This is a genomic window from Pseudomonas sp. MF08875 (assembly GCF_059862525.1).
On the sequence record NZ_JCBCUW010000044.1, the window covers coordinates 25,465 to 46,456 of the forward strand.

General features: G+C 56.6%; 11 protein-coding genes. 4 read left to right on the forward strand and 7 right to left on the reverse strand.

Translation table 11 applies throughout. The annotated features are described in order from the left end of the window. Positions 1-216: 216 nt before the first annotated feature. From AC19YT_RS22070 to AC19YT_RS22080, 3 genes are read left to right on the forward strand one after another with little or no spacing between them, the layout of a single operon-like run. The gene (locus AC19YT_RS22070) at positions 217-1,599 is read left to right on the forward strand and encodes a hypothetical protein (protein ID WP_500611028.1); all 1,383 of its coding nucleotides are present in this window, start codon (positions 217-219) and stop codon (positions 1,597-1,599) included. Continuing rightward, complete coding sequence (locus AC19YT_RS22075) at positions 1,596-3,503, forward strand: phospholipase D-like domain-containing protein (protein WP_500611029.1); 1,908 nt, start codon at positions 1,596-1,598, stop codon at positions 3,501-3,503. Before AC19YT_RS22070 ends, AC19YT_RS22075 begins: the two co-directional genes overlap by 4 nt. Next, positions 3,490-6,249 (forward strand): DEAD/DEAH box helicase, encoded by a 2,760-nt coding sequence (locus AC19YT_RS22080; protein WP_500611030.1) that lies wholly within the window; start codon positions 3,490-3,492, stop codon positions 6,247-6,249. Before AC19YT_RS22075 ends, AC19YT_RS22080 begins: the two co-directional genes overlap by 14 nt. Positions 6,250-6,594: 345 nt before the next feature. Here the strand turns inward: AC19YT_RS22080 and AC19YT_RS22085 are convergent, their stop codons facing one another. From AC19YT_RS22085 to AC19YT_RS22110, 6 genes are all read right to left on the reverse strand, one after another. Further along, positions 6,595-7,395: a hypothetical protein gene (locus AC19YT_RS22085; RefSeq protein ID WP_500611031.1), complete on the reverse strand. Its 801-nt coding sequence runs from the start codon at positions 7,393-7,395 to the stop codon at positions 6,595-6,597. Between the two features lie 483 nt (positions 7,396-7,878). Then, a complete protein-coding gene (locus AC19YT_RS22090; RefSeq protein WP_500611032.1) occupies positions 7,879-9,468 on the reverse strand; it encodes a dynamin family protein in 1,590 nt (529 codons plus the stop codon). An 87-nt stretch (positions 9,469-9,555) separates the two neighbouring features. After that, positions 9,556-11,796 carry a dynamin family protein gene (locus AC19YT_RS22095; RefSeq protein ID WP_500611037.1) on the reverse strand — a complete coding sequence of 747 codons (2,241 nt, stop codon included), beginning with the start codon at positions 11,794-11,796 and terminating at the stop codon, positions 9,556-9,558. Beyond that, positions 11,793-13,880, reverse strand: coding sequence for a dynamin family protein (locus tag AC19YT_RS22100; RefSeq protein ID WP_500611033.1), 2,088 nt, complete (start codon positions 13,878-13,880; stop codon positions 11,793-11,795). Before AC19YT_RS22100 ends, AC19YT_RS22095 begins: the two co-directional genes overlap by 4 nt. Further along, positions 13,870-17,574 (reverse strand): patatin-like phospholipase family protein, encoded by a 3,705-nt coding sequence (locus tag AC19YT_RS22105; RefSeq protein ID WP_500611034.1) that lies wholly within the window; start codon positions 17,572-17,574, stop codon positions 13,870-13,872. The genes AC19YT_RS22100 and AC19YT_RS22105 overlap by 11 nt, the downstream gene beginning before the upstream one ends. Positions 17,575-17,680: 106 nt before the next feature. Further along, on the reverse strand, positions 17,681-18,169 hold the full coding sequence (locus tag AC19YT_RS22110) for a hypothetical protein (protein WP_500611035.1): 489 nt from the start codon (positions 18,167-18,169) through the stop codon (positions 17,681-17,683). Positions 18,170-18,352: 183 nt separating this feature from the next. Here AC19YT_RS22110 and AC19YT_RS22115 point away from each other — a divergent pair, with 183 nt between their 5' ends. After that, complete coding sequence (locus tag AC19YT_RS22115; protein WP_500611036.1) at positions 18,353-18,565, forward strand: hypothetical protein; 213 nt, start codon at positions 18,353-18,355, stop codon at positions 18,563-18,565. Positions 18,566-18,965: 400 nt separating this feature from the next. Here the strand turns inward: AC19YT_RS22115 and AC19YT_RS22120 are convergent, their stop codons facing one another. Next, a complete protein-coding gene (locus tag AC19YT_RS22120; RefSeq protein WP_500611038.1) occupies positions 18,966-20,222 on the reverse strand; it encodes an integrase domain-containing protein in 1,257 nt (418 codons plus the stop codon). Positions 20,223-20,992 lie beyond the last annotated feature (770 nt).

Here is a 20,992-nt window from a genome sequence, read left to right on the forward strand (position 1 = left end):
CAAAGCAGCCCTTAAGCTGACGTGTACAAGACTATGGCATTTTGCTAGCGTTCTTGGCCATGCGTAAGCAGAAATATTGATCTCGCTTTGAATTTGTTGGCTTCATGCGTCCCCCACCAGGCAGGTCGCAGGTTTATTAAGTGGCTGGGCTTTGCGCGTCTGCGGTTGCAGCGGCTGTTCGGTTTTTGATGGCAGGGACCGCCGAGGAGTCCGAGTGTGTTGCTGAATGAGTTTCTGACTGAGTATGACGACAGTCTTGGCAGTGAGCTGAATATCGATCCGTTGGGGTTACAGGTGATTTGGTCGGCGTTCGGCCAGCAGATTTTTCAGAACCGGATCAGCTCGATCTCCAACGATATCCGCAACTACACCTTGAATCTGTTCAATCACTGGTTGATCAAGAACCTGATTGATGATGACTCGGTCGCGTTAGGCAGCGGTTTGAAAAAAGTCTACGCCGGAAAAAATGATCTCAACTTCAAGCATGCTTGCCTGGTATACCTGGAAAACTTGTACGTCTATAGCGTCATCGCTCATCAAGACACTGCCGACCTGGAAAGCACTGGTGTGCTGGGGATCAGCAAGGCACGACGCCGGTGGTATGAACGCGGCGCGAACCCTCGGCTTTCGTTCAGCCATAACAGCGAGGCTCAGGTACTGGTTCGTCAAACCATGCTTGGTGTGAGCGGTCGCTATAAGACTCCGCTGGTGGAGATGGGCTTTTTCGATCGTCAGTATCACTACAGTTTGCCGACGGCCGCACCGCTGTGGAAAAGCGCAGAGACACTGATCAAGAGTGTCCCGACACTCTCCCGCCTTTACCACGTACTGCGCCTGCACCTACGGGAATTACTGGCGAGCAACAGTGGCGAGCCGAAGCGGGATTTTTCCGACATACCCACGACGCTCACGCTGGCTCTGATTGAGGCCTTTCCTTCTTCGGCGGTTGTCGGCGCCAGGACTTGCGACTTCTGGCTTTCCATCACGGAGCTGGATCAAGGCGCACCGGGAGCGCTGTACAAGGTGCTCTCACCCGCCAAGCGCGGCGAGGGGCTCAGCAGCGCATCCGCTGCCGCCGTGTTTGAGAAGGCGGTGAAGCAACCGTTGTCGCTAGAAGCGCAGGGCAAGCTTGAACACGTGCGCCTACTTGAGCCTTTACTGGGCGAGCTGGATCTGTTGTTCAACCTGATGCTGGCCGAGAAGTCCCAATCCTTGGAGGAGGCTCAACGACGCTGGGAGGCCCTCGGCCGTAATGCCGCCACCTTGGCATCCTATGCCGCCCCCATTGAAGAGAGCGTAGCGATGTCTTCGGTGCTTTCGGCAACCGGTCAATCACGGCTGAATCGCTTGCTGATATTGGCCAGGCAGGGTGACGTACCGGCCCAGATGTGCGCATTGCTGAACTACCATGCGCAAGTTATGGAAAGCCGCGGGCAGTCGCCGTGGCTGACATTGGTCAATGGCGTGCAGCTCAAGCTACATGTACGGCCACGGAGTGAACCGACCCTCGCCGACAGGCCGTTGGGTTGTTGGGTGCATCAGTATTACATTCCCCAGTTTCGTCATTTGCTCGGCGGCTTGCAGGGAGTGGCAGCATGAAGCTGCTCGATGCCTTCAAGCAGCAGTTGGAGGAACTGGGCGAAATACGCCGGGTCTGGCTGACTAGCTTCAACCTGAATATCGGTTTTGTCGAAACTTACCTGCTGCCGGCAGTGCTGGGCATGGATCAGCCACGCAATCGCATGGACTACGAAAGCTTCCAATTGTATCTGGTAGAAAAAGACATCGATTTTCGGATCTTCTGCGACAAACGCATGCTGGGGGCCGAACAGTACAAACGTACGGCCATCCATGTTCATTGCGTGTCAGCGCGTGCATTCAGTGAAGACGATGGCTTCACAGACCAGACTCTATTTCATCCGAAAGTCATCTACCTCGAGAGCAAGTCGGGACAGATGGTGTTAGGCGCGGGCAGTGCCAACCTGACGGTCGGTGGCTGGGGACGCAATCAGGAAGTGTTCACTTTTCATCGGGTCTGCAATGTCGGGCAATACAAACAAATAAAGACGTTTTTCAATGCATTGATCGAACCGTGGGAGCTGACGTTCGATTGGCCCGACAGACGCTTTGCGAACAACGGTTCCGATTGGCAGTTCGTGCACAGCTTTGACCGAGACACTTTTCTCCATCGACTCATGGCGCAGGACAGGATCACTTCGTTGCAGGTATGGTCACCGTACCTGGCGGCGGACCTGCCCGATCTGCTGGCTCGACTTCAGCAAGTGTCCAGCAATCCCGGGTTGAAGGTGGCACTGGTCGCGGACCGGCTCGAGGGCCGCTATTTCCGAACGCCTTGGAGCGAAGCACTGGCAACGAGTATTGACGATGAGAGCCTGGCTTTTCATCACAACCCTTCCTTTCGCCATAATCTCGTCGAAATAACTCACGCCAAGGCATGGTTGTTTCGCTCAACCAAGGGTTGCCGCTTGGCGATCGGATCGTGGAATTTCACGCACGCAGGTACCAGCAGTTTCGAGCAGCGCAATATCGAAGCGGGCATCGTACTGAACTACAAGCGCAACGCAGACATGCTTGGAGACCCCATCGATGTCACCGAGGCTGACTTTGCCAGCGACCTGTTGTTGCTAGAGGACAGCCTGACCATTCCAGAGGAACTGCCATTCGACCTGAACGTGCATTACGACTGGAAGAGGGCCTGCTTTACGGTGACGGGACATTGGTGCGCAAACAAACCCAACAGTGATTATTGGCTGAAGCTGCCGGGTGTGAACGAAGCGATGCCCCTGCACTGGAGGACACGACGTCAGGGTGGAACCTTTTCGCTGACGCCGATCGAGCGGATTACCCCGGATAACGAGGCAATGCTGGCGGATCACAGCTACAGCATTCTTCTGCGGAACCAGACCCCTCCGGTCTATCGGGGGATTATTGTTGAAAGCGGTCAGTCTTTCCGGCGTGCGCAAGGATTCGAGTCGCTCAAGGATTTGCTCGACAGTTTGGTCACTCAAATTGATCCGCAGAGCGATAACAACACGGTGCTCCGCGCGTGCCTGCGTACAGGTGCCGGGCCGGATGAAGACCTGCCGATACCATCGGCCTCTATCGAACAAGATGCGTTGTCTTATTTCCGACTGTTCCAAGCGATTGAGCATTTTCGGGAGCGCCTGAACGCAGTCACGGAAACGGTACAACTGGAGAAATGGCTTTTCGGCTACCCAGGTTGTCTGCAGGAGCTGGCGGCCAAAACGCGCCAACAACTTCAAGGGAGTCAACCCAGCGTGTTCAACTGGTTTCTCGCACAGGAAGTCAATTCGCTTTACGACCAGGCAGTGCGGTCATACCGGAGCTACGAGCGCCGCAAGCCCGCACAGGAATTGTGGTCGACATTGCGAGTGGTGCCGCCAAAATTGCCGCGGGGATTGGAAAAGCATATGGACTATCTTCGTTGCGTCGAACAGGAATGTGACTATGCGCCGCAGTGAGTGGGGGGGCTTGAAGCCAGAACAGGTCGCGGACTGGATCAACTTCGATGCGACTGATCGCGACTGGCATTACGCAAGCTCAAGCTGCGAGCGTATTTCAATGCCGGCGCGCCAGGCCGAAGGCGTCGCCGGTTTGTGGAACAAACTGTCCATGCACAACGTGGCACTGCTGGCCGATGAGGTCGGCATGGGCAAGACGTTTCAGGCGCTAGGTATCATGGCGCTGCTATGGAAACTGAAGCCCTCTGCCCGGGTGCTGGTAATGGCGCCCAATCGGGACATTTGCCATCACTGGGCACGGGAATATGCGGCCTTCCTGCGCGACCACTACCGAGGTGGTGAGCATTTGACCAGCGATGCGCCCGACGGCAGACCGCGACATGAAGCGCAAGTGCACTGGCGGCTTGCGGATCTGGCGAAGGCGGTCAGTGAGGGCAGTGGGCAGCTCCATCTCACCACGATTCATTCGCTCAGCAACCTGGTTCTGAAATGCGAAAAGGAAGAGGGTGATGTGTTGGCAAAAGCGCAGCAAGCCGCTGCCGGCATTCACCGAAAACTCAAGTCATCGCTGGGTGACAATGGGTTCGATCTTATCGTCGTGGATGAGGCCCACTATTTTCGCAACGCTGATGGAGGGTCACAGCGCGCCAAAGCAGCCCGAAAATTTTTCGGTGAACCGGGCAATCGGCTGGGGCAGAAAGTCTTGCTGCTGACCGCTACGCCCAGTCATTCCTCGCTCAAGGATATAGCGGCCATTCTTGGCTACTTCATCGATACTCCGGTCGACGGGCGACAACTAGAGCCTGATGAGCTTCTAACCAAATATGCGTTGCGGCGTCTGCGTCTGATGCAAGGCGCACAGGGCTACCGCAACAAGTACAACTATCGTCATGAAAAAGCCTTGCCGGCAAGCTTCCAGGACAATCCTGAAGCCGAGATGTTCTTCGCGTTGTATCAGAAAAAACTCGTGCAACAACAGGGGCAGGCTGGTAACAATCGCAGGTTTTTGTACGGCTACCTCGAGGGATTCGAATCCATTGGCGCCAAGCTGGATGCCGACGTTATGGATGCTGCACAGGCGGAACAGGATCACTCCACACAGGCATTCTCTGGCGCCCCGGATACGAAGATTCTTAATCATCTAACCCAACTGCACCGTGAGTATTTCCACAGCTATCCCGAGCATCCTAAATACGACACGCTGATGTGCGAGTGCCAGCCTGAAGATGTTTTTGATACGCGCATAGCTTTGCACGAACACAAGCATCTGGTGTTTGTGCGGCGGATCGCTTCGGTTCGGGAAATCACCCAGCGCTTGAATGCAGCGAGTGACCAGATGCTGGCGCGACGAATTGTCCAGGCCTGGCAACCGGAAGATCAGGAGCGAATATTAGAGCGGTGGCGGAAGAATGGTTGGTCGCGTAGTTATTTCAATCAGTTTGTTAGGCAGCAGGCATCTGAGGATTTGGGCGATCAGGATCTGCTGGATGATCAGGATCAAACAGATGTTGCCGATGCTCAGGAAGGCGATGAAAAGCTGGCCTCCCGCATTGCTGATCTGTTTGTAGTGAAGAAGAACCACAAGGAGCGCAGTACGGACTGCTCGAATTTCAGCTTGCGATTGCGCAAGCCCGAGAGCCTGTTCTCTTTATTGTTGGAGCCGGCAAGTGATTACCGCCGAGGCGGGTATACGCAGTATGACCGCAAACATGTTGGCGAGCGTGATCGCGATGACTACGGTACGGCGGCGCTGCAGGCGCGTCTTGCATCGCACCAAGGGGGAGCGAGTAGCAGCGAACTGGCGGATAGGGCCGGCCGAATACAAATCGATTACGACAGGCCAATGCCGAGCCTGTGGAGCCTGATGTATGAAGGCCTGCCCGAAACTACGCGTCAGAGATTGGATGTCTGGCTGGACCCCGAGACGGGAAATCGAGGTATCGCCGAAAACTTCGGCAATTACGTGAAAGCAGGCTTCCTGTTTGCCAGCCCCGTAATCATCGAACTCTATAGCTGGTTCACTGAGTTTCGTCGCACCTCTCATGGTGGCGATGCTCAGCAGCGTTACCTTGCTTTTGTCAATTGGATGACACCGCGCCTGCCAAGTTCGCTGATCCGGAAGTACTTCATCGCGGCCCTGGATTCTTTCGAGCAAATCTGTGAAAAAATAACCGATCATGCGCTGGCGGACTGGCAGAAAGATTGGCGCACGCTCACCAGTCTGCAAAGCCCTGCCTGGTTCGCCAGTGGTCAGTCAGGTAACCGGCAGCGGCTGATTCTTGGCTTCAACAGTCCTTTTTATCCAAACGTGCTAGTGGCGACTTCGGTATTCCAGGAAGGTGTGAATCTGCATCTGCAATGCCGCAAGGTGCATCACTATGGTATCGCTTGGACGCCTGGTGACAACGAGCAGCGAGTAGGTCGTGTGGATCGGCTGTTCGGTCGAATAAACCGGCAGTTGCAAGAGCACGGAGAGGCTGAACTGGCGATTCACTATCCCTATCTCACACGTTCGTTCGACCAGGAGCAATTAGCCTCATTCGTATTGCTCAAGCATGCGGTCGAGACGCGTATGGACGCCTGCCGTCACACCGAGTTCAACGACGAGATCGATCTGCGTAATGTGACGGACGATTGGGAACAGTACCTGCGCAAACCGGTTGGGGGCATGCATACCGATGACCCATTTCCTGCGTGTTTTGAAGATAAGTTTTTGCCGAAAAAAGCCTACCTGCCGCGTGTGTGAATCTTCTCGGCAACCCTTCAGGGGTTTTTAATTGCATTGATTGCCCCTCTCCGATATGCAGGAAAGACAAAGCTGGTGTCAATGATTTTACTCGGACCCTGTGGTCAAAAAGGCCCACATTGGCAAGGTGGAATTATTCCTAATAGCTAGCGTCATAATCAGCTTCGGTGAGCGGGATTAGCTGTGTCGCTACTGCACTGAGCTTGACTTGCATTTGCGGCCGGAAGGTAAGTTCTCTTGGGAAAGTACTGCTTCAATAGTCCGTTCAGTTACTCATTCGTCCCAGTGCAGTCGGGTGTCTTTTCTGTGTAGAGTTGTTGTCAGGGAGACATCAATCGGCGTGTCTCAGTTCGCAAGCAGGTTGACGTACTGCCGATAGAGCTGCTCCTTTTGTGCTGGCGACATGTTCTCCGCAGGAACGTACTCAGTGAAGATAATGCCCGAATAGTCTGGAAAGCTGGCTTCTGTCAGTCGTTCCATCGGTAAGTCGAATATGGTCTGGTCGACCGATTCGATGAAGGATTCAAGGCTGACCGGTTCTCCCTCGCTATTCAGTTCCTCCCACAAGGCTCCACTCTCGAAGACCGTGCTGTCCCACTCCCCGGAAAATAGGAATTGGGCCAGTAGTTCCAGAGATTTTTCGCTCCACAGTCGGTAGGTCATGTGGTCGCGCTCATACCCTTCGGAAACACGGTCGACAATGTCGCTGAATGTCAGGGCAAGCTTGCCTGTGTCGCAGTCGAGTCTGAAATCGCTGCGCTCATCGCCGAAGCCTGTTCGATACTTGAGGGGATGGGTGGTGCAAAGCTTAAGGGCGATCGCATAGGAGCTGCCCCTCAAGCAATAGTCGTGGCGGTCAAGCGTGCTGACCCTTCGTAAGATTTGCTTGCTGAGGTGGTCGATCAGGTTGTTTCGAATGAAATCCCGGGTTTTATAAACCCAGGCTTCATCATAGACAGGCTGCGTGCCAACGATCACCAGGTTAGAGGAAAGTCCGGGTTCAAGGGGGCCTTCGAATCGCACCAGTGGAAGGTCAAGTGCATAGGTTTCATTGAAGTTTCGCAGGCCGGTCCGGATATCGTCGAGCAGGTGGTTTCGCTGGTCGATTTGAATGTCATCCAGACCATGGTCGGCTCCATATTTCATTCCGTTGCCTCGATTTTTTAGGGGTACATACATTCACGCCGATGCAGCGATGATGGCTTTTGGCTTTGAAGTATGGCGAGGGGCCGGAAGAAGTGAAAGAGAGTTTTTTCTTCATCCAGTGCATTGCATGTCGGAAGTTGATTTCACCGAATATCTGCAGTTGTGGCTTATAGATAAATTTTCAGGAGAGCTGCGATGCCAATTAAACCCAAACCTTTCACTTTTGTTTGTGATGAGTGTGGTTGGAAAAAAACTGTAGCTCCACGTAGCGATGCATTGGGGCCCGGAGACTGGTTCGCGCGCTGCCCCAAATGCGGTAGCGAGGCGATGAGTCACCGGCGAGCGAATGTTATCGATCGCACAGCGGCTGAATGGCTGGCGCGACTGCGACGCTTTTGAGTGCTCGTCGGTACGCGAAGTGATGTCATATGCTGCAGTCGAGTCTGCATCGCCTGCAACCTTCTCAGGTCTCCGGCGAAGTGCTCATGTTGTTGCGTGCGGGTTGCTGATCGCCAGGGTGATATGCTCATCATCCACAAGGCGAACTTCACCGTGCAGTAAACTGCCCTTGACCAGAACCTGCGGGTCGATGCGCAGACCTCCGCGGATCATGCTGAAGCTCAGACCTGTGGAGGCAATCCCGCTGCCGAACTCTACGATGATCTTTTTGATCTCCGGCTTGACCGTCAGCACCCGGATCTCGAAGTGCTCACCGATGGCAAGCGGGCGATTCAGCCATGTTCGCCGGAGTCTGTAGATCAATACGTGGCCGCGTTGCACCTCTTCGTCTTCGGCTACACCTCCGACGATGCGGGTGATCGTCTCGAGCATTTCCTGTTTGAGCTCACCAAAGGCGCCGACCATTTCGTTGAGTCGGCGCTGGTCATTGCGTAAGCGTTCGATCTGGTGCTTTACCGTTCCACGTCGTTTCTCAGCCAAATTCTCGGCGATGGGTAGCAGCTCGTTCATGGCGGCCAGCAGCTCACGGTTGCTGGCCGCGGCATTGCTGTTGTGGGCGATAATGGCATCCAGCACTCGCGCGCAAGCCAAACGCTTCTGGGTGCGCTTGGGCTGGCTATTGAGCGTATCCAACCAGGCGCGTGCGTCATCGCCGGCAATGTGCTGACCATTGAGATTACCCAGTGGGGCGGCCCAAGCCATCAGCCCGGCCCGGATGATGCCCGCGTCGTCGAGTGCCTGCGCTGTGCTGTTGAGGATCGCCTGGATACGTGAACGACCGACCAGATCCGCTTGGGTGACGACGAAGAAGATCGGTTTGGGATGGTTGAGGGTACGCAGAAACTCCAGGTCATCGCGGCGGATCGAGCCGTTCTTGGCGCTGAGCAGCCAGATTATATGGTCGGCGTCGGCGAGCTGGCGCTGGGCAATCTGTGCATCGCTGTGCGCGGCGTCGTTGCGGTCCGCCTTGCTGTAGCCGGGCGTGTCGAGGAAGGCGAGGCGCTGCCATAGGCCGGGCAAATGGATCATCAGCAGGCGCAGGACATGAGCGAAACCGACCTCCACGCCGAGCGTTTCCTGGTAATGCTTCTGGAAGGAATGGGTGATTGCCTGTAGAGCACTGCGATCCAGCGCGACCTCCTGGGTGAAACTGTTCAGCGCGATGATTTCCTCACGCTCGCCCTGCACGATGTAGCTGGGAATCGCGGTGGTGGGCTCAAGCGATTCGGGTAGCACATCGACGCAGAGCATGCTGTTGAGAAAACGCGATTTGCCGGCACTGAAGCCGCCGCCCACACCGATCACGGTCTTGTTGGCCAAGGCGGGGAAAGCAACCAGGTCTTCCAGCGACTGCTCCAGCGCCACCAGCTCGCGATAGGCTTGTGCTTCGGCCGGGTAGTCGTCGCGTGCCGCGAGATTGACGAAGCTCTGGTGGATCATTTGGTGCAATCGATGCAACTGCTGGCGATGTTCGCTGCGGATCGTGCCTTGAGGCTGGGCGATCAGTCGGGTGATCAACTGCAGGCCCAGCGCCGAATCTGCCAGATAAGGGTTGGCAGTTTCGGCTTCGGCGGCCTCCAATTCTTCGAGGGAGAAGCTGTTATCAAGGAACATTTAAATTTCTTCTTTTTGGCAGGCTACTGTCTCGAATCGAGAATTTGCGGATATTCCATGGCGTATGAACTGTTCGGCACTTCGCTGTTACAGCGCAGTCAGTGCCGTCGCCACCGCCTGGCGGGCTGCAGTGATCTGCTTGATGCTCTGCTCCTTGTTGGCAATATCTTCGCGCAAGCGGGTCAGGCTCTGCTGAATGTCGCGGCTCATGTTTTCGACAAAGGTCTGACCCGTGCTGCCCAGGCTGCTTTCGATAGCCTCTACCTTGCCCTTCACTTCGCTTTCGAGGTCGCGAATGATCGTGGCTACAGCGTCGCGCTGGGCATCCTTGAGGCCGTTGATCTGGCTCTCTGAAACCCGGTCGCTGCCAAACGATTTAATGATGCTGATGCTGTAGTCCTTGTTGCCGAAGCTAACATTCGGAATGGTGATGCGGCGCAGGCTTTTGTTGACCTCGGCCAGCATCAGTTCGGCATCGAAGTCGGCGCTGCCGGTGTCGAACAGCGACATCGCGGCGACACCAACTTTACGGCGCAGCTCATCGAGATCGACGCAGTCGATGATTGCCTTCTGCAGGGCCTTAGTGGTCTGCAAGGCGAAAACCTGGACCTGTTCGATGGCATCTTGGGCGCTGGCGTAGGTGGTGACCACGTCGCGGTAGCGCGTTTCCCAGTCATGGCCGAAAAACCCGCCGAACCACGAAGTGTCGACCTGATAACTTTCGGTGGTTGTCTCTCGAACAACCTGTATTCGCGAGTATTTCTGTGCCTGCTCGCGAATGTCTGTCTTCAGCAGCGCGAACTGCTGGCTGGCTTTGACCAACTGCTCGTCAAACACGCCTTCCAGACGCGCCTTGCCGCCTTGCATACGCCTGAGCATGTCCTGCTCGGTTCTCTCCAACTCCCCGATGTCGCCGTTGCGAACCTGTTCGCTGCGCGCCTGCAGGCTGAGCTCAATCTGTTGCAGACGTTCGCGCGTTCCGTTGTGCACGCCTTCGATAAGCGCCTGCTCCTTGCTGGCGATCAGGCGCTGCTTGTGTTCGCGCTGGGCGAGGATCTCGTCGCGCAGCGCCGGGATGTTGGACAGCTGACGCAGGCTGTTCGGCTCGAAGGCAAAACCGGTGGCGGTGCATAGCTGATCGAGTTGTTCCTGGTCTTCTTCGGACAGGGAATCGAAGTGCTCGGCGAGCAGCCACGCCCAGCTAGAAATGAAGCGTGGTGCGGATTTTTTAACGGCGCCGAGGATGCGCCGGGTCTTGTTGTCCTGGCCAGGCTGGCTGATCTGCGCATCCAGCGTCAGGCTGGCCTGATCGGTCATTTTTTTGTCCAGTAGCTGCAGCATCGCACCGGTTCGTACAGCAGAACGTTTCTCGGCCGGTGCCCGCTCGGCGAGTTTGCTGGCCGTGACGGCAATACCGCGATCCTGGCGCAGGGCAAGATCACGCTGCGAACCGACTAGGAACACTGCCTTGTCATCGATACCTGCTTCGGGCAGTTGCTCGCGCAGCACCGCCATGTCAGAAGAGGTGAGGAACTGGCTGACTGCCGAGAGCAGGAAGATCACGTCGCACTGGCCAAGGAAGCTACGGGTGATTTGGCCACGGGAAACCACCGGGTCGTTGAAGCCGGGGGTATCGATTATTTCCAGGCCTTGCAGGCGCTTGTCGTCGACATGCAGCACGGACATCTTGGTAATGGCGGTGAAGCGTCCGCCGCTGCCAACATAGTCCTGCAGTGCATATGCCAGGTTCTCTGCGCCGCCAGCGACGTCCAGCACCTCGGTCTTGCCCAGGTAGTCGTGTACGTCAAGACCCTGCTTGCGTGTCATTTCCACCAGCTCCCGTGAGGAGCGGATGGCTTCGGGGACGTGGCGGTCGATCTCCTCCGCTGTGTGCACGCGATGTGTTGGCAGTATCTTGGCGAAAGGGCCATCGCTCTTCGGCGGCTCCTTCAGCTTGCGCTCTGCTTCGGCATAGGCCCCGGGGTACTCGTTGGCACGTTGTTCGATGTCGGCCCAGTCGTCGGTGCTGTAGAACACCACTTCAGCCTTGGCTTTGGGGGCGTAGACAATCTTGGTCAACGCGGCGGTCATCGGTGTGTCCGCCTTGGGCAGTAAGTCGCGGCCGAAGAAGGCAGCATTGAGGAACGACGACTTACCGGCCTTCATTTGACCAACAACTGCGATGCGCAGGTCGCGATCGCTCTCGCGTACAGCGTCGAGATTAACTTCAAGCCCGTCGAGCAAGGTTTTCAGACTACTGAGTTGTTCGGCGTCAATAGCTGCGGCATGCGGGGTTAGCGAAGTTAGGGAGAATGTTTTGGCGGTCATAGAAAGTTTTTCCCGAGATTTTTTTGCCAAGTCGCAATTGAGCTTCCCGCCCAAAAGGCGCCAGTCGCTTGTTGTTGCTTGAGCAATGAAGAGGCTTTGGCATGTTTTTGTGCAGCCGCCTTTTCCAGCCAACTGATAGCGTGAGCGGAGTTTTTTCTCAGTCCTTCGCCATATAAAAAGCGGCGACCAAGTTCAAATTGGGCATCGGCATGCCCTGCCTCGGCCGCTTTGCGGTAAGCCGCAATGGCTTTCTCCAGGTTCTGGGAAACACCCAGGCCTTTTTCGTAAAGCACCCCTAACGCGTATTGCCCGGCGGGGCTGCCATGTTGGGCTGATCGTTTGATCACGTGGAAGCGGGCTTCCTGGTGACCTTGCCTGGTTGCTTTTTCAAACCAATGCAGTGCCTGCTGGTCGTCTTTCGCAATCCCTTCTCCCCTGGTAAGGCAAATACCCAGGTTGTATTGAGCCTCGGGGTGCCCTTGCTCCGCGGCCTGGAGGTAGCAGGCGACGGCGCTTTCCAGATTTTCTTGCACGCCTACACCGTTCTCGTAGCAGACGCCCAGGTAGAACTGGGCCTCCACATGACCCTGGTTTTTGGCCTTGCGGTACCACTCTGCTGCGAGGCGTTCGTTTACGCACACGCCCTGTCCTAGCTCGTGATAGATGCCAAGGCGAAACTGAGCAGCGGAACTCCCCTGTTCTGCAGCGTGCAGGAAGTAGACAGCCGCTGAGTCGTAATCACCTTCCTCATGAAGTGTCAGACCCTTGCCGTAGAGCTCTTCGATGGAAAGTGCATCAACGGCTAGATCGCCGATGATCTGCGCGATGATTTCCTGCATTTCGCTTTTTAAAACAGTGAAGGCGTCGACCAGCTCGGCAAAGACTTTCTGTCGGGTACGTTGCTCCTGGAGCAGTTCTTGAAGCGTTGCCTGTTCGCTCTGAGGCAGCTTGTTTTGCAATGGCAGCAGGGAATTGAACAGCGATAATTTTCTGCGGCTGTTGGACAGGTTTTCCTGGTTGTGACGGATATAACCGTCGAGCACGCGTTCGCAAGTGCGCCTGTGGTTGGTGTATTTGGGAGTGTCGTCCAGCTTTTCGAGCCACACGCGAACATCATCACCAGCAATCAACTCTCCCTGGCCGACGCCCAGCGGCGCCGCCCAGGCCATCAGTCCGGCGCAGGGAATGCCCGAAGCCTCGATCGCTTCTGCTGTGCTGTGCAGGATAGCGTTGATAGACGAGCGGCCGACCAGATCTGCCTGAGTGACCACGAAGAAGATCGGTTTGGGGTGATTGAGGCTGCGCAAAAACGCCAGATCGTCCTGGCGAATCGAACCGTTCTTGGCACTGAGCAGCCACATCACATGGTCGGCTTCGGTCAGTTGCTTGAGGGCAATGGTTTCATCGGTGTGGTGGCTACCTCGGGCGTCGGCTTTGCTGTAACCGGGCGTATCAAGGAAGGCCAGGTTGCTCCAGGCGAAGCTTGCGCAGTGGAGCATCAAAAGCTTGAGCACATGGGCAAAACCGAACCCCTCGTCGAGGCAGTCGCGGTAGTGGCTAGTGAAGGCGTGAGTGATGGCCTGCAGGCCGTCGCGGTCCAGTCGAATCTGCAGGTTGAATGTGTTCAGCGCAACGATACCGTCTTCGCCAAGGGTGATGAAACTGGGAATCGCCGTGGTTGGCTCCAGTGACTCCGGTAGCAGGTTGACGCCGAGCAGGGTGTTGAGCAGGCGCGACTTGCCCGCACTGAAACCACCACCGACGCCGACTACGGTCTTGTTGGCCAGGTCGGGAAACAGAGCAAGGTTTTCCAGTGACGCTTCCAGCGCCTGGAGCTCGCGCAACGCCTGGGCTTCACCGGGATAGCTGCCCTTGGATGTGAGGTCGATGAAGCGCTCATGGATCAGCCGGTGCAGCGTTGCGGGCAGTTGCTGTTGTTGCTCCTGGCCCACGTCCGGACGTGGCTGGCCGACCAGGCTGACAATCAGTTGCAAGCCTTTGCCGGGATCACTCAGGTAAGTGTTGGTGGTGGCCGATTGCGCGGCCTCCAGGTCTTCGAGGGAGAAGCTAAAATCAAGCGACATCGGCACTGACCTCCACAGGTAGGGACTGTTGCTGGCGGCTGTGGTCGAGTAATCGGGCGACGCTGTTCAGCGCCTTTTCGGCTTTGTGCTGGATCTGTTGCTTGCGGTCACGGTCTACCATCAGTTGCTGTTCGATGCGTTCGAGGTTTTCCCGTTGCGCCGCCAACTGTGTGGCTAACCTATCGCACATATCGGTGATGAACTGACGGGCATGCTTGTCGAGTGTGTCGGGTATCACGCTTTGCAACTGGCTAATGACCGTTTCAATCGCATCATTGGCTTTGCCTTCGGCTTCGCTCTCCTTATTGCTGCGTGAAGCGAACAAGCCGAGCGCGCCGCCGACTAGGCCGCCGATCAGGGTACCAATCACCGGCACTATGGTGCCGATAGCCGCCCCGGCCGCTGCACCGGCCGCGGAGGCACTGAGACCATGGTCGGCCTCCATCCCAGCGGGGCCGTCGCCGGAGAGTTGCGGGCCCTCGAAGGCGCCGAACTCGATATGACTGCCCAAACGTTGGCAGGCATCCTTTAGGCGCGGGGTCAGGTTCTGCTCAATGGCCAACTGGCACGCGTTACGCGCATCGGCGGTGAGCAGCGGACCAATGCCTTGGCCAGCCAACAGCATCTGCTTGTAGGCCTGGCGACGGCTACGCAGGTAGCTGTTGACGGTGGCCAGCACCTGCTGGCTGATCGGTCCGCGGCAGTCGCGTAGCAGGCGGTCCTGTTCGTTAACGTAATTTTCTTCGAGGCGGGCCATGCCCTTGTCGAGGACCTTTTGCTGTTCGAGCAACTGCTCTGCGCTGGTGTCCATCGCCAGTTGCTGGCGAATCAGGCGTTCGGCCTGAACCAACAACGCCTTGATCTGCGCAGCGAAGCGTTCGTGGAACAGGGTTGCCTTCTGGGTTTCGAGGCCGGCGAGCAAATCTTCGAAGCCACTCAGATCGCCCTCACGCGCAGAGCAGCCACGGGTCGGCTGGCTTGGGTCTAGGCCGGCCTGTTCGGCGAGGGAGCGGCGCAGGGGTTCGCGCTGCTGACGGCTGTTCAGTGCCTCCTGGCAGACCAGTAGGGAAAACGTCTGACCCAGGGAGCGCTGGCGATCAATGAAGGCCAACTCGTCGATACCGACCTGACTGATACGGGTGACGCAGAGGATGCACGACACAGCCTCGCCGATGTATTGCTCCAGCGCACGTTCATGCTGGCCGTTGTTGGAGCCCAGGCCCGGCGTGTCGACCAGCACCAGATCAGGGTGGCGGGCGAGGGTAGTGCGGCACAGGTGTAGTTCTACGAACAGCGGTGGCCGGGCGGTAGTGCGCGGATCGTCGAGTAGCGCGGCGTAGGCCGTGAGCGGTTTTTCCTCGCGCTGTACGTGGCCAGTTTGGGCGTCCTCCAGCCAGTGGATCACCAGCTTTTCCGCGTCTGGTTCGGCGTAGTGGAATTCAGTGGCCAGACTGGTGCAGGCGCCGAGGTCGTCCTTCTGAATATCCTCGCCCAGCCAGCAGTTGAGCAGGGTCGACTTACCAACACTGAACTTGCCGATCAGCGGTACCTTGAGGTGGAAACCGGTGATCTGCTGGCGTAGCGCGTTGATCTCCCCGGCGAAGCTCTTGGGCAGGATGTTTTCGCCCAGCAGGTCGTCAAGCACCTGCAACTGCCCTAGCCAATGCTCCTTGTACTGGCTCAGGTCGCTGCTGCGCACCACCGAAAATCCGGCGGACTGGAGGTGGTAGAGCAGTTCGGCGAGAAAGTCCCAGGCGGGTAACACCGTTGCCGCGCCGTACCCCCAGCGGGCCGATACGCTGTTGTTGTCCGTTGGCGCGGTACCGGCGCGCAGGTCGAGCAGCCAGAGAGCGGTCGGGTTGAACAGGTTAGTCTGAGGCAGTGCGGCCAGGTGTAGGGTGAGTGCCTGTAGGCAGGTTGGCTGCTCGCTCAACTGGGTGCAGAACTCGCCGATCTTCACGGGGTGAGCAAGATCCAGCCCGACGAGCAGGCACATCTCTTTAAGGCTGTTCAGCTCGTGGACTGTCCACTGCCCGTCGGTGAGGCGAAAGAAGTCGTTGGCCAGACAGCTGAGACGCAAAGCAGTAGGCAGTTCGCTGAGCGCCTTGCCGTCAAGATGACGCCTATTGGGATGCAGTAGCCAGTCGTGCAAGCGGCTGGTGCGTTCCAGGGCGTCGAGGCGGTTCTCATGTGTACTCAGGCGGTCGCGTAGCTTGCAGTAGACTCCGGCCAGCGAGCGGTAGACGCGCCGCAGATCCTGATTATGACGATCGCCCAGTCGCTGGATTTCGGCGAAGGCGCCGTTCAGGCGGTTTTGCAAGGTGCAGGCGAACTCGAGGGTGATTGCACCTTTTTCCTGAACTGCAGCAATCAGGCGCAGGGCGGCGAATTGCGCCTGGGCCAGGTCGCGGTCATTCTCGGCGGCAATCTGCTGGTTTTTGCCGGTGATAGCGCCCATGAAGCGCGACAGTAATCCCTGCTCACGCAGGTAGGTGGCGCGTCCGCTGACTGGAGAAAGGGTGGCGAGGGCGTCCAGCACCGAGGTTTCGACCGCCCGGCGGTTGTTGCTGTTCTGGGCCAGGAAACTGTCGACGGCAGTTTCGAGTTGCTGACGCTCGATGTCAGCCAGCAGCGCAGTGTTGTTCAGAGCCAGGTGCTCGAGTGCAAGGGGGATATCGTCGTCGGCCAGTTCGAACTTCTGGCTGAAATCGTCGTTGCGAATTTGCCGATCGAAGTCATGGATATCGCCGACAGCCTGGCTGTATTTACGGTCCACGTCGTACAGGTTGTCGCTGAGATTGCGCTCCTGTTCGGCTGCCAAGCGAGCGCGCTCCCACAGGGCTTCGTACTGAGCCTCGTTGTCGAGGAACAATTGCAGGTGGCGGAAGATCTGCAGGCCGTCGGCATAGCCTTGTTCCATGCGCCTTGCGGCGCCTTCGTTGGAAAAGTCGAGGGTGGCGCTGACGCCACCAAGACTATTGGCAGGAATGATTGGCAAAAGACGCACCCCGGGATAGTGGCGCGGGTCGATGCTCAGGTCGTCGGGCGACAGATACACCACCACGATGGTGTCGCAGCCGGCCTCGATCAGTGGCCGGATCGGCGTGTTGTCGACATGTTTCTGCGGCAGCCCCCAGTAGAAGCCGCCATCGGTATAGATGCCGTCGCCAATGGCGACCTCGTCGAAGATCAGGGGCAGAGCGGCGGTACCGAGCAGCATGTCCGCTGCGGTGTGGGTATCGCGTACCGAGAGGTAGTCGACCCGGTTGGCGGCAGTATTGTGCAGCGCCACGGTCAGCGGCAGCGCCGAGGAAGTCAGCCTGCCTGCGTCCAGGCCTTCGGCGATCATGCTCTTGAGGCCATCTTGCTTGAAAAAGCCCTTGGTGCTGATGAAGTGGCTGAGCATCGGCGAGATCATGCCGCTTGCGGTCAGTAACGCCAGTCGTGACGCCAGTCCAGGCACATCCTGTACGGAAAGCATGTTGCGGCTTTCGATGTTCAGCCACATGGATTTGGCCTGATCGAATTTGTCTTGAGCAAACATGGCTCCGTTGAGTCCGCCTACCGAGGTGCCGGAGATGGCGCTCAGTTGGCTGTCCAGGCCCAGGTCGCGCATAGCCTGCCAGACACCGATCTGATAGGCGCCCTTACCGCCGCCGCCAGATAGGGTAAGACCGAGTTTCCTGAATTTCATGCTCTGCTCCATGATTGTGTCGGCGTCTCTATGGGGGCTCGGCCGAGTCTTCTAGATGAAGGGGGTAGCGGGCGAGGGCGGTACGAACTTCGTTTTCCAGTTCGTCCTACACGCTTTCCGGGCTGATGATGTGGATATGACGGTGCGTGACTCTGGTCTTTTCCGGTGCTCGGAACGGCACTTTGCGGCCACTGAGATCTTCGTAACGCTGACTATTGATCAGCAGGGGACTCTGCGTGCGGTCGTCGAAGGTGTCGCGTAGGACATCGGCGGACAGGGATAGAAACAGCTCATAAATGCCGACAAATCCCGCGAAACGCTCGACGTCGCGCAGGTCGATCTTGCCGAGAAAGGCCCGGTCGAGCCGATAGTGGCAGTCGATCTTGTTCAATGGGAGATTGGAAAGGCGCTCGTTGAGGTCGCACTGGATGGTGCGGATGTTGACACCGAACTCTTCGACCAGCGTTGCAGGCTCGAGTCTCTCGCCCAGGTTCGGCTTGTTGAGAGTCTGCGCCTTCCGGAAGGTCGGGGTATCGTCGCTGCCCAATGACTCACGGCGGACGGCCTCTTTTGTCGGGCGCGGGGGCTGGGGCATTACAAGTTCCTTTTGACTGAAGCAATGTCCATGGTGGCGTTCTGCCCCTTAGAGACGAGTATGCTGACTTTTTGTGAAAGATTTTGCAATTGGTCAGCGTGTCGGGCGCATAGATTCTGGGCGTACTGCTGGCATGCGCTGCGTTGGTATGGCGACCAGATCTACCTGCTAAAGAAAAGCCGCATGAGCGGGATGCATGCCGAGTTGTTCAGCTATCACCTACTCACCAAGCTTGAAGCGGAGCAACTGCAGGAAAAGCTCTTACCGCTGCGGCTGGATGAATACCAGACAGTCAGTGGCTCGGAGTTCGAGCCGAGCTTGGATTTGGCCCTCATATTTCGGGACTGCTGCCTGTACTTCTTGATTTATTCAGTCTCAGGGCGATTCAGGGTTTAAATGTCTCGAAAAGCGCTGAAACCCGTACCTGATCTGGAAAAGTTTTAGTCGCTACCTTTAAGTTTGACGTGCAAAAGGAAGTCATCAACCTAGAGGTCACACGAGAGCGCATTCACGCCGCGCCACGCCACGCCACGCTGCGCGCCATGGCCCGAGCGATGAAAGCCTTGGAGGTACGGGTGGCTGATACATTGTGAGGTTATGTCGCTGACTGGTATGAGCGGAGTCATTCGGGATGATCAAATGTTTGTTCACCCCGAGAGGAGGGACATTGGTTGATGTGACATGGCCGGAAGGTTATGTTGCAGGTATCCGTGCTGATAGTGTGGATACCTACGTGATATTTAGTTTATGCGGCCGATAGCTACGGTCGAGTGACTACTCATCATCGATCGAATCTTCAGCGTAAGGAGACAACCTTTCGGTCTCGATTTTGGATGAGCGTTGAGATCGACATGTTGCCTGTGGCTGCTTCCTGAATGTGTCCGCTCCACCAAGCCATCATTGGACGTCGGCGTTCGATATAGTCTGCTCGGTTGTAGGCGCTCCGCACTTCGTCCTTGTCAACGTGGGCAAGCGCCACCTCGATCAGCTCCGGATCCCAGCCATGCTCATTGAGGATGGTACTCGCCATTGAGCGCATGCCATGACTTACTAGGCGCCCTTCGAAACCCATGCGCTTCAGCGCCATGTTGGCGGTCTGGCTGTTGCAGTGAGTGCGAGGGTTCCGGTCTGCAGGAAACACGTACTCCCTGTGTCCACTGTAGGGTTTGATTGCCTCTAGGAGCGCCGAAGCCTGCTCCGTGAGCGGGATAATGTGTGTGCGACGTTTCTTCATGCGCTCCGCTGGGATCGTCCAGGTCTTCTTCTCGAAGTCGATGTCAGCCCAGCGGGTGGTGGCAGCCTCTGCTGGTCGGGTCATAGTGTGGAGCTGCCATTCGATTAGGCAACGCGTAGTTCTTTTAATACTGGCATTCGCAATTGCCACCATGAGCTCATTTAGCTCATCGGGAGGCAGTGCCGCCATATTTTTCTTTTTTGGTTTCTTAAAGACCGAGCGAATCCCGCTAAGTGGATTGGCATGGATGAGCCCGTAATTCACCCCGTAGGTCATGATCTCGTTGAGGCGCTGGGTCAGCCGTTTAACAGTCTCCAAACTACCTTTGGTCTCAAGAGGTCTGAGCAGATTGATGACCTTAGGTGCGCTGATTGCGGAAATTGGGGTTGAGCCCAGGTCCGGGAAGATGTGGAGCGTGAGCGAGCGCCAAATATCTTCAGCGTAGGCAGTTGTCACTGAGTCTTTCTTTAGTTCAAACCATGCCGTCGCCACGTTTTGAAACGTGTGCTCTGTCGCGGCTCTTTTCACTTGGCGATCTGCATCGCGTTGCTCTTTCGGATCTAGTCCCTGGGCGACAAGCTCCCTGGCCTCAACAGTCCGTTTGCGGGCTTGGGCCAGGCTGACCTCGGGAAAGGTACCTAATCCCATATTGATCCGTTTTTTGGTCACGGGATGGATATAGTTAAAATTCCAAAGCCTAGAGCCATTGGTTCTCACTCGCATTTGAAGGCCGTTGCCATCCGTGAGTGTGTAGTCCTTTTCTTTGGGCTTTGCGGCTTTGACTTTCATGTCTGAAAGGCGCGTGGCTTGGGCACACATGGTGTATTCCAATGCTGTTTGTGTATTCCAGAAATTACCAGTTGGGAGCTTGGAATACCACTTGGAATACACGTTTGCATGGATGTCGATGGACGCTGATGGATCCTGGCAGCGCTGAAACCCCCGTCTTTGCTGGAATTCAGGCACAAAAAAAGACGTCCGTGGACGTCTTTAGATGATTATTTGGTGGAGCCGGGGGGATTAAAGATTTATACATAAGTTATTGTTTTAAAAGAGTTTATTTAAAGATTAATTATTAAGTGCCCCCATAAATGCCCCCGTGCACGTATTTCCGATGAGCGGCTACTTAAGGAGTTGAACTGGCGTCCTGAATCTCGTTTGCGACCGGGCGAGGCCATTCAACCACCGGGAGCATTTAATAGAGTCGGTCGTGTACAGCACAACCTCGGTTAGCTGGCCAGAAGGGTTTGATGCCCAGCTCAGACCGGTTGCTGGGTAGATGTCAGGTCACGCAGTTGGGTTTTTTCCGCGGCAGCGCACCATGGGCTCATCTAAGACGATTTGAGCTGAGGTGCGGCATGAGACACTCGATTGTTACCTGCCACAACTGTGGCAAAGCGATGGTTCCGAGACCGTCATATAGCCGTGGTTTCTGGGGGTATTCGCCTTCGTCCAATCATTGCCCCCTGAATTCATAGAATAAGCGCAACGCTTGAAACGAGAGGCAGAGAGCCAGCCACCGGTAGAATCCAGGCTCTCACACCGAAGGATTCAAGCGCAGATGACTACGCATTACCGGCAGCTGACTC

What these genes read in the sequence shown, in the direction of transcription:
- AC19YT_RS22085 (WP_500611031.1), bottom strand. Translation starts at nt 7,395, where the DNA reads ATGAAATATGGAGCCGACCATGGTCTGGATGACATTCAAATCGACCAG.
- AC19YT_RS22100 (WP_500611033.1), bottom strand. Translation starts at nt 13,880, where the DNA reads ATGTCGCTTGATTTTAGCTTCTCCCTCGAAGACCTGGAGGCCGCGCAA.
- AC19YT_RS22095 (WP_500611037.1), bottom strand. Translation starts at nt 11,796, where the DNA reads ATGACCGCCAAAACATTCTCCCTAACTTCGCTAACCCCGCATGCCGCA.
- AC19YT_RS22115 (WP_500611036.1), top strand. Translation starts at nt 18,353, where the DNA reads ATGAGCGGGATGCATGCCGAGTTGTTCAGCTATCACCTACTCACCAAG.
- AC19YT_RS22110 (WP_500611035.1), bottom strand. Translation starts at nt 18,169, where the DNA reads ATGCCCCAGCCCCCGCGCCCGACAAAAGAGGCCGTCCGCCGTGAGTCA.
- AC19YT_RS22090 (WP_500611032.1), bottom strand. Translation starts at nt 9,468, where the DNA reads ATGTTCCTTGATAACAGCTTCTCCCTCGAAGAATTGGAGGCCGCCGAA.
- AC19YT_RS22105 (WP_500611034.1), bottom strand. Translation starts at nt 17,574, where the DNA reads ATGAAATTCAGGAAACTCGGTCTTACCCTATCTGGCGGCGGCGGTAAG.
- AC19YT_RS22075 (WP_500611029.1), top strand. Translation starts at nt 1,596, where the DNA reads ATGAAGCTGCTCGATGCCTTCAAGCAGCAGTTGGAGGAACTGGGCGAA.
- AC19YT_RS22080 (WP_500611030.1), top strand. Translation starts at nt 3,490, where the DNA reads ATGCGCCGCAGTGAGTGGGGGGGCTTGAAGCCAGAACAGGTCGCGGAC.
- AC19YT_RS22120 (WP_500611038.1), bottom strand. Translation starts at nt 20,222, where the DNA reads ATGTGTGCCCAAGCCACGCGCCTTTCAGACATGAAAGTCAAAGCCGCA.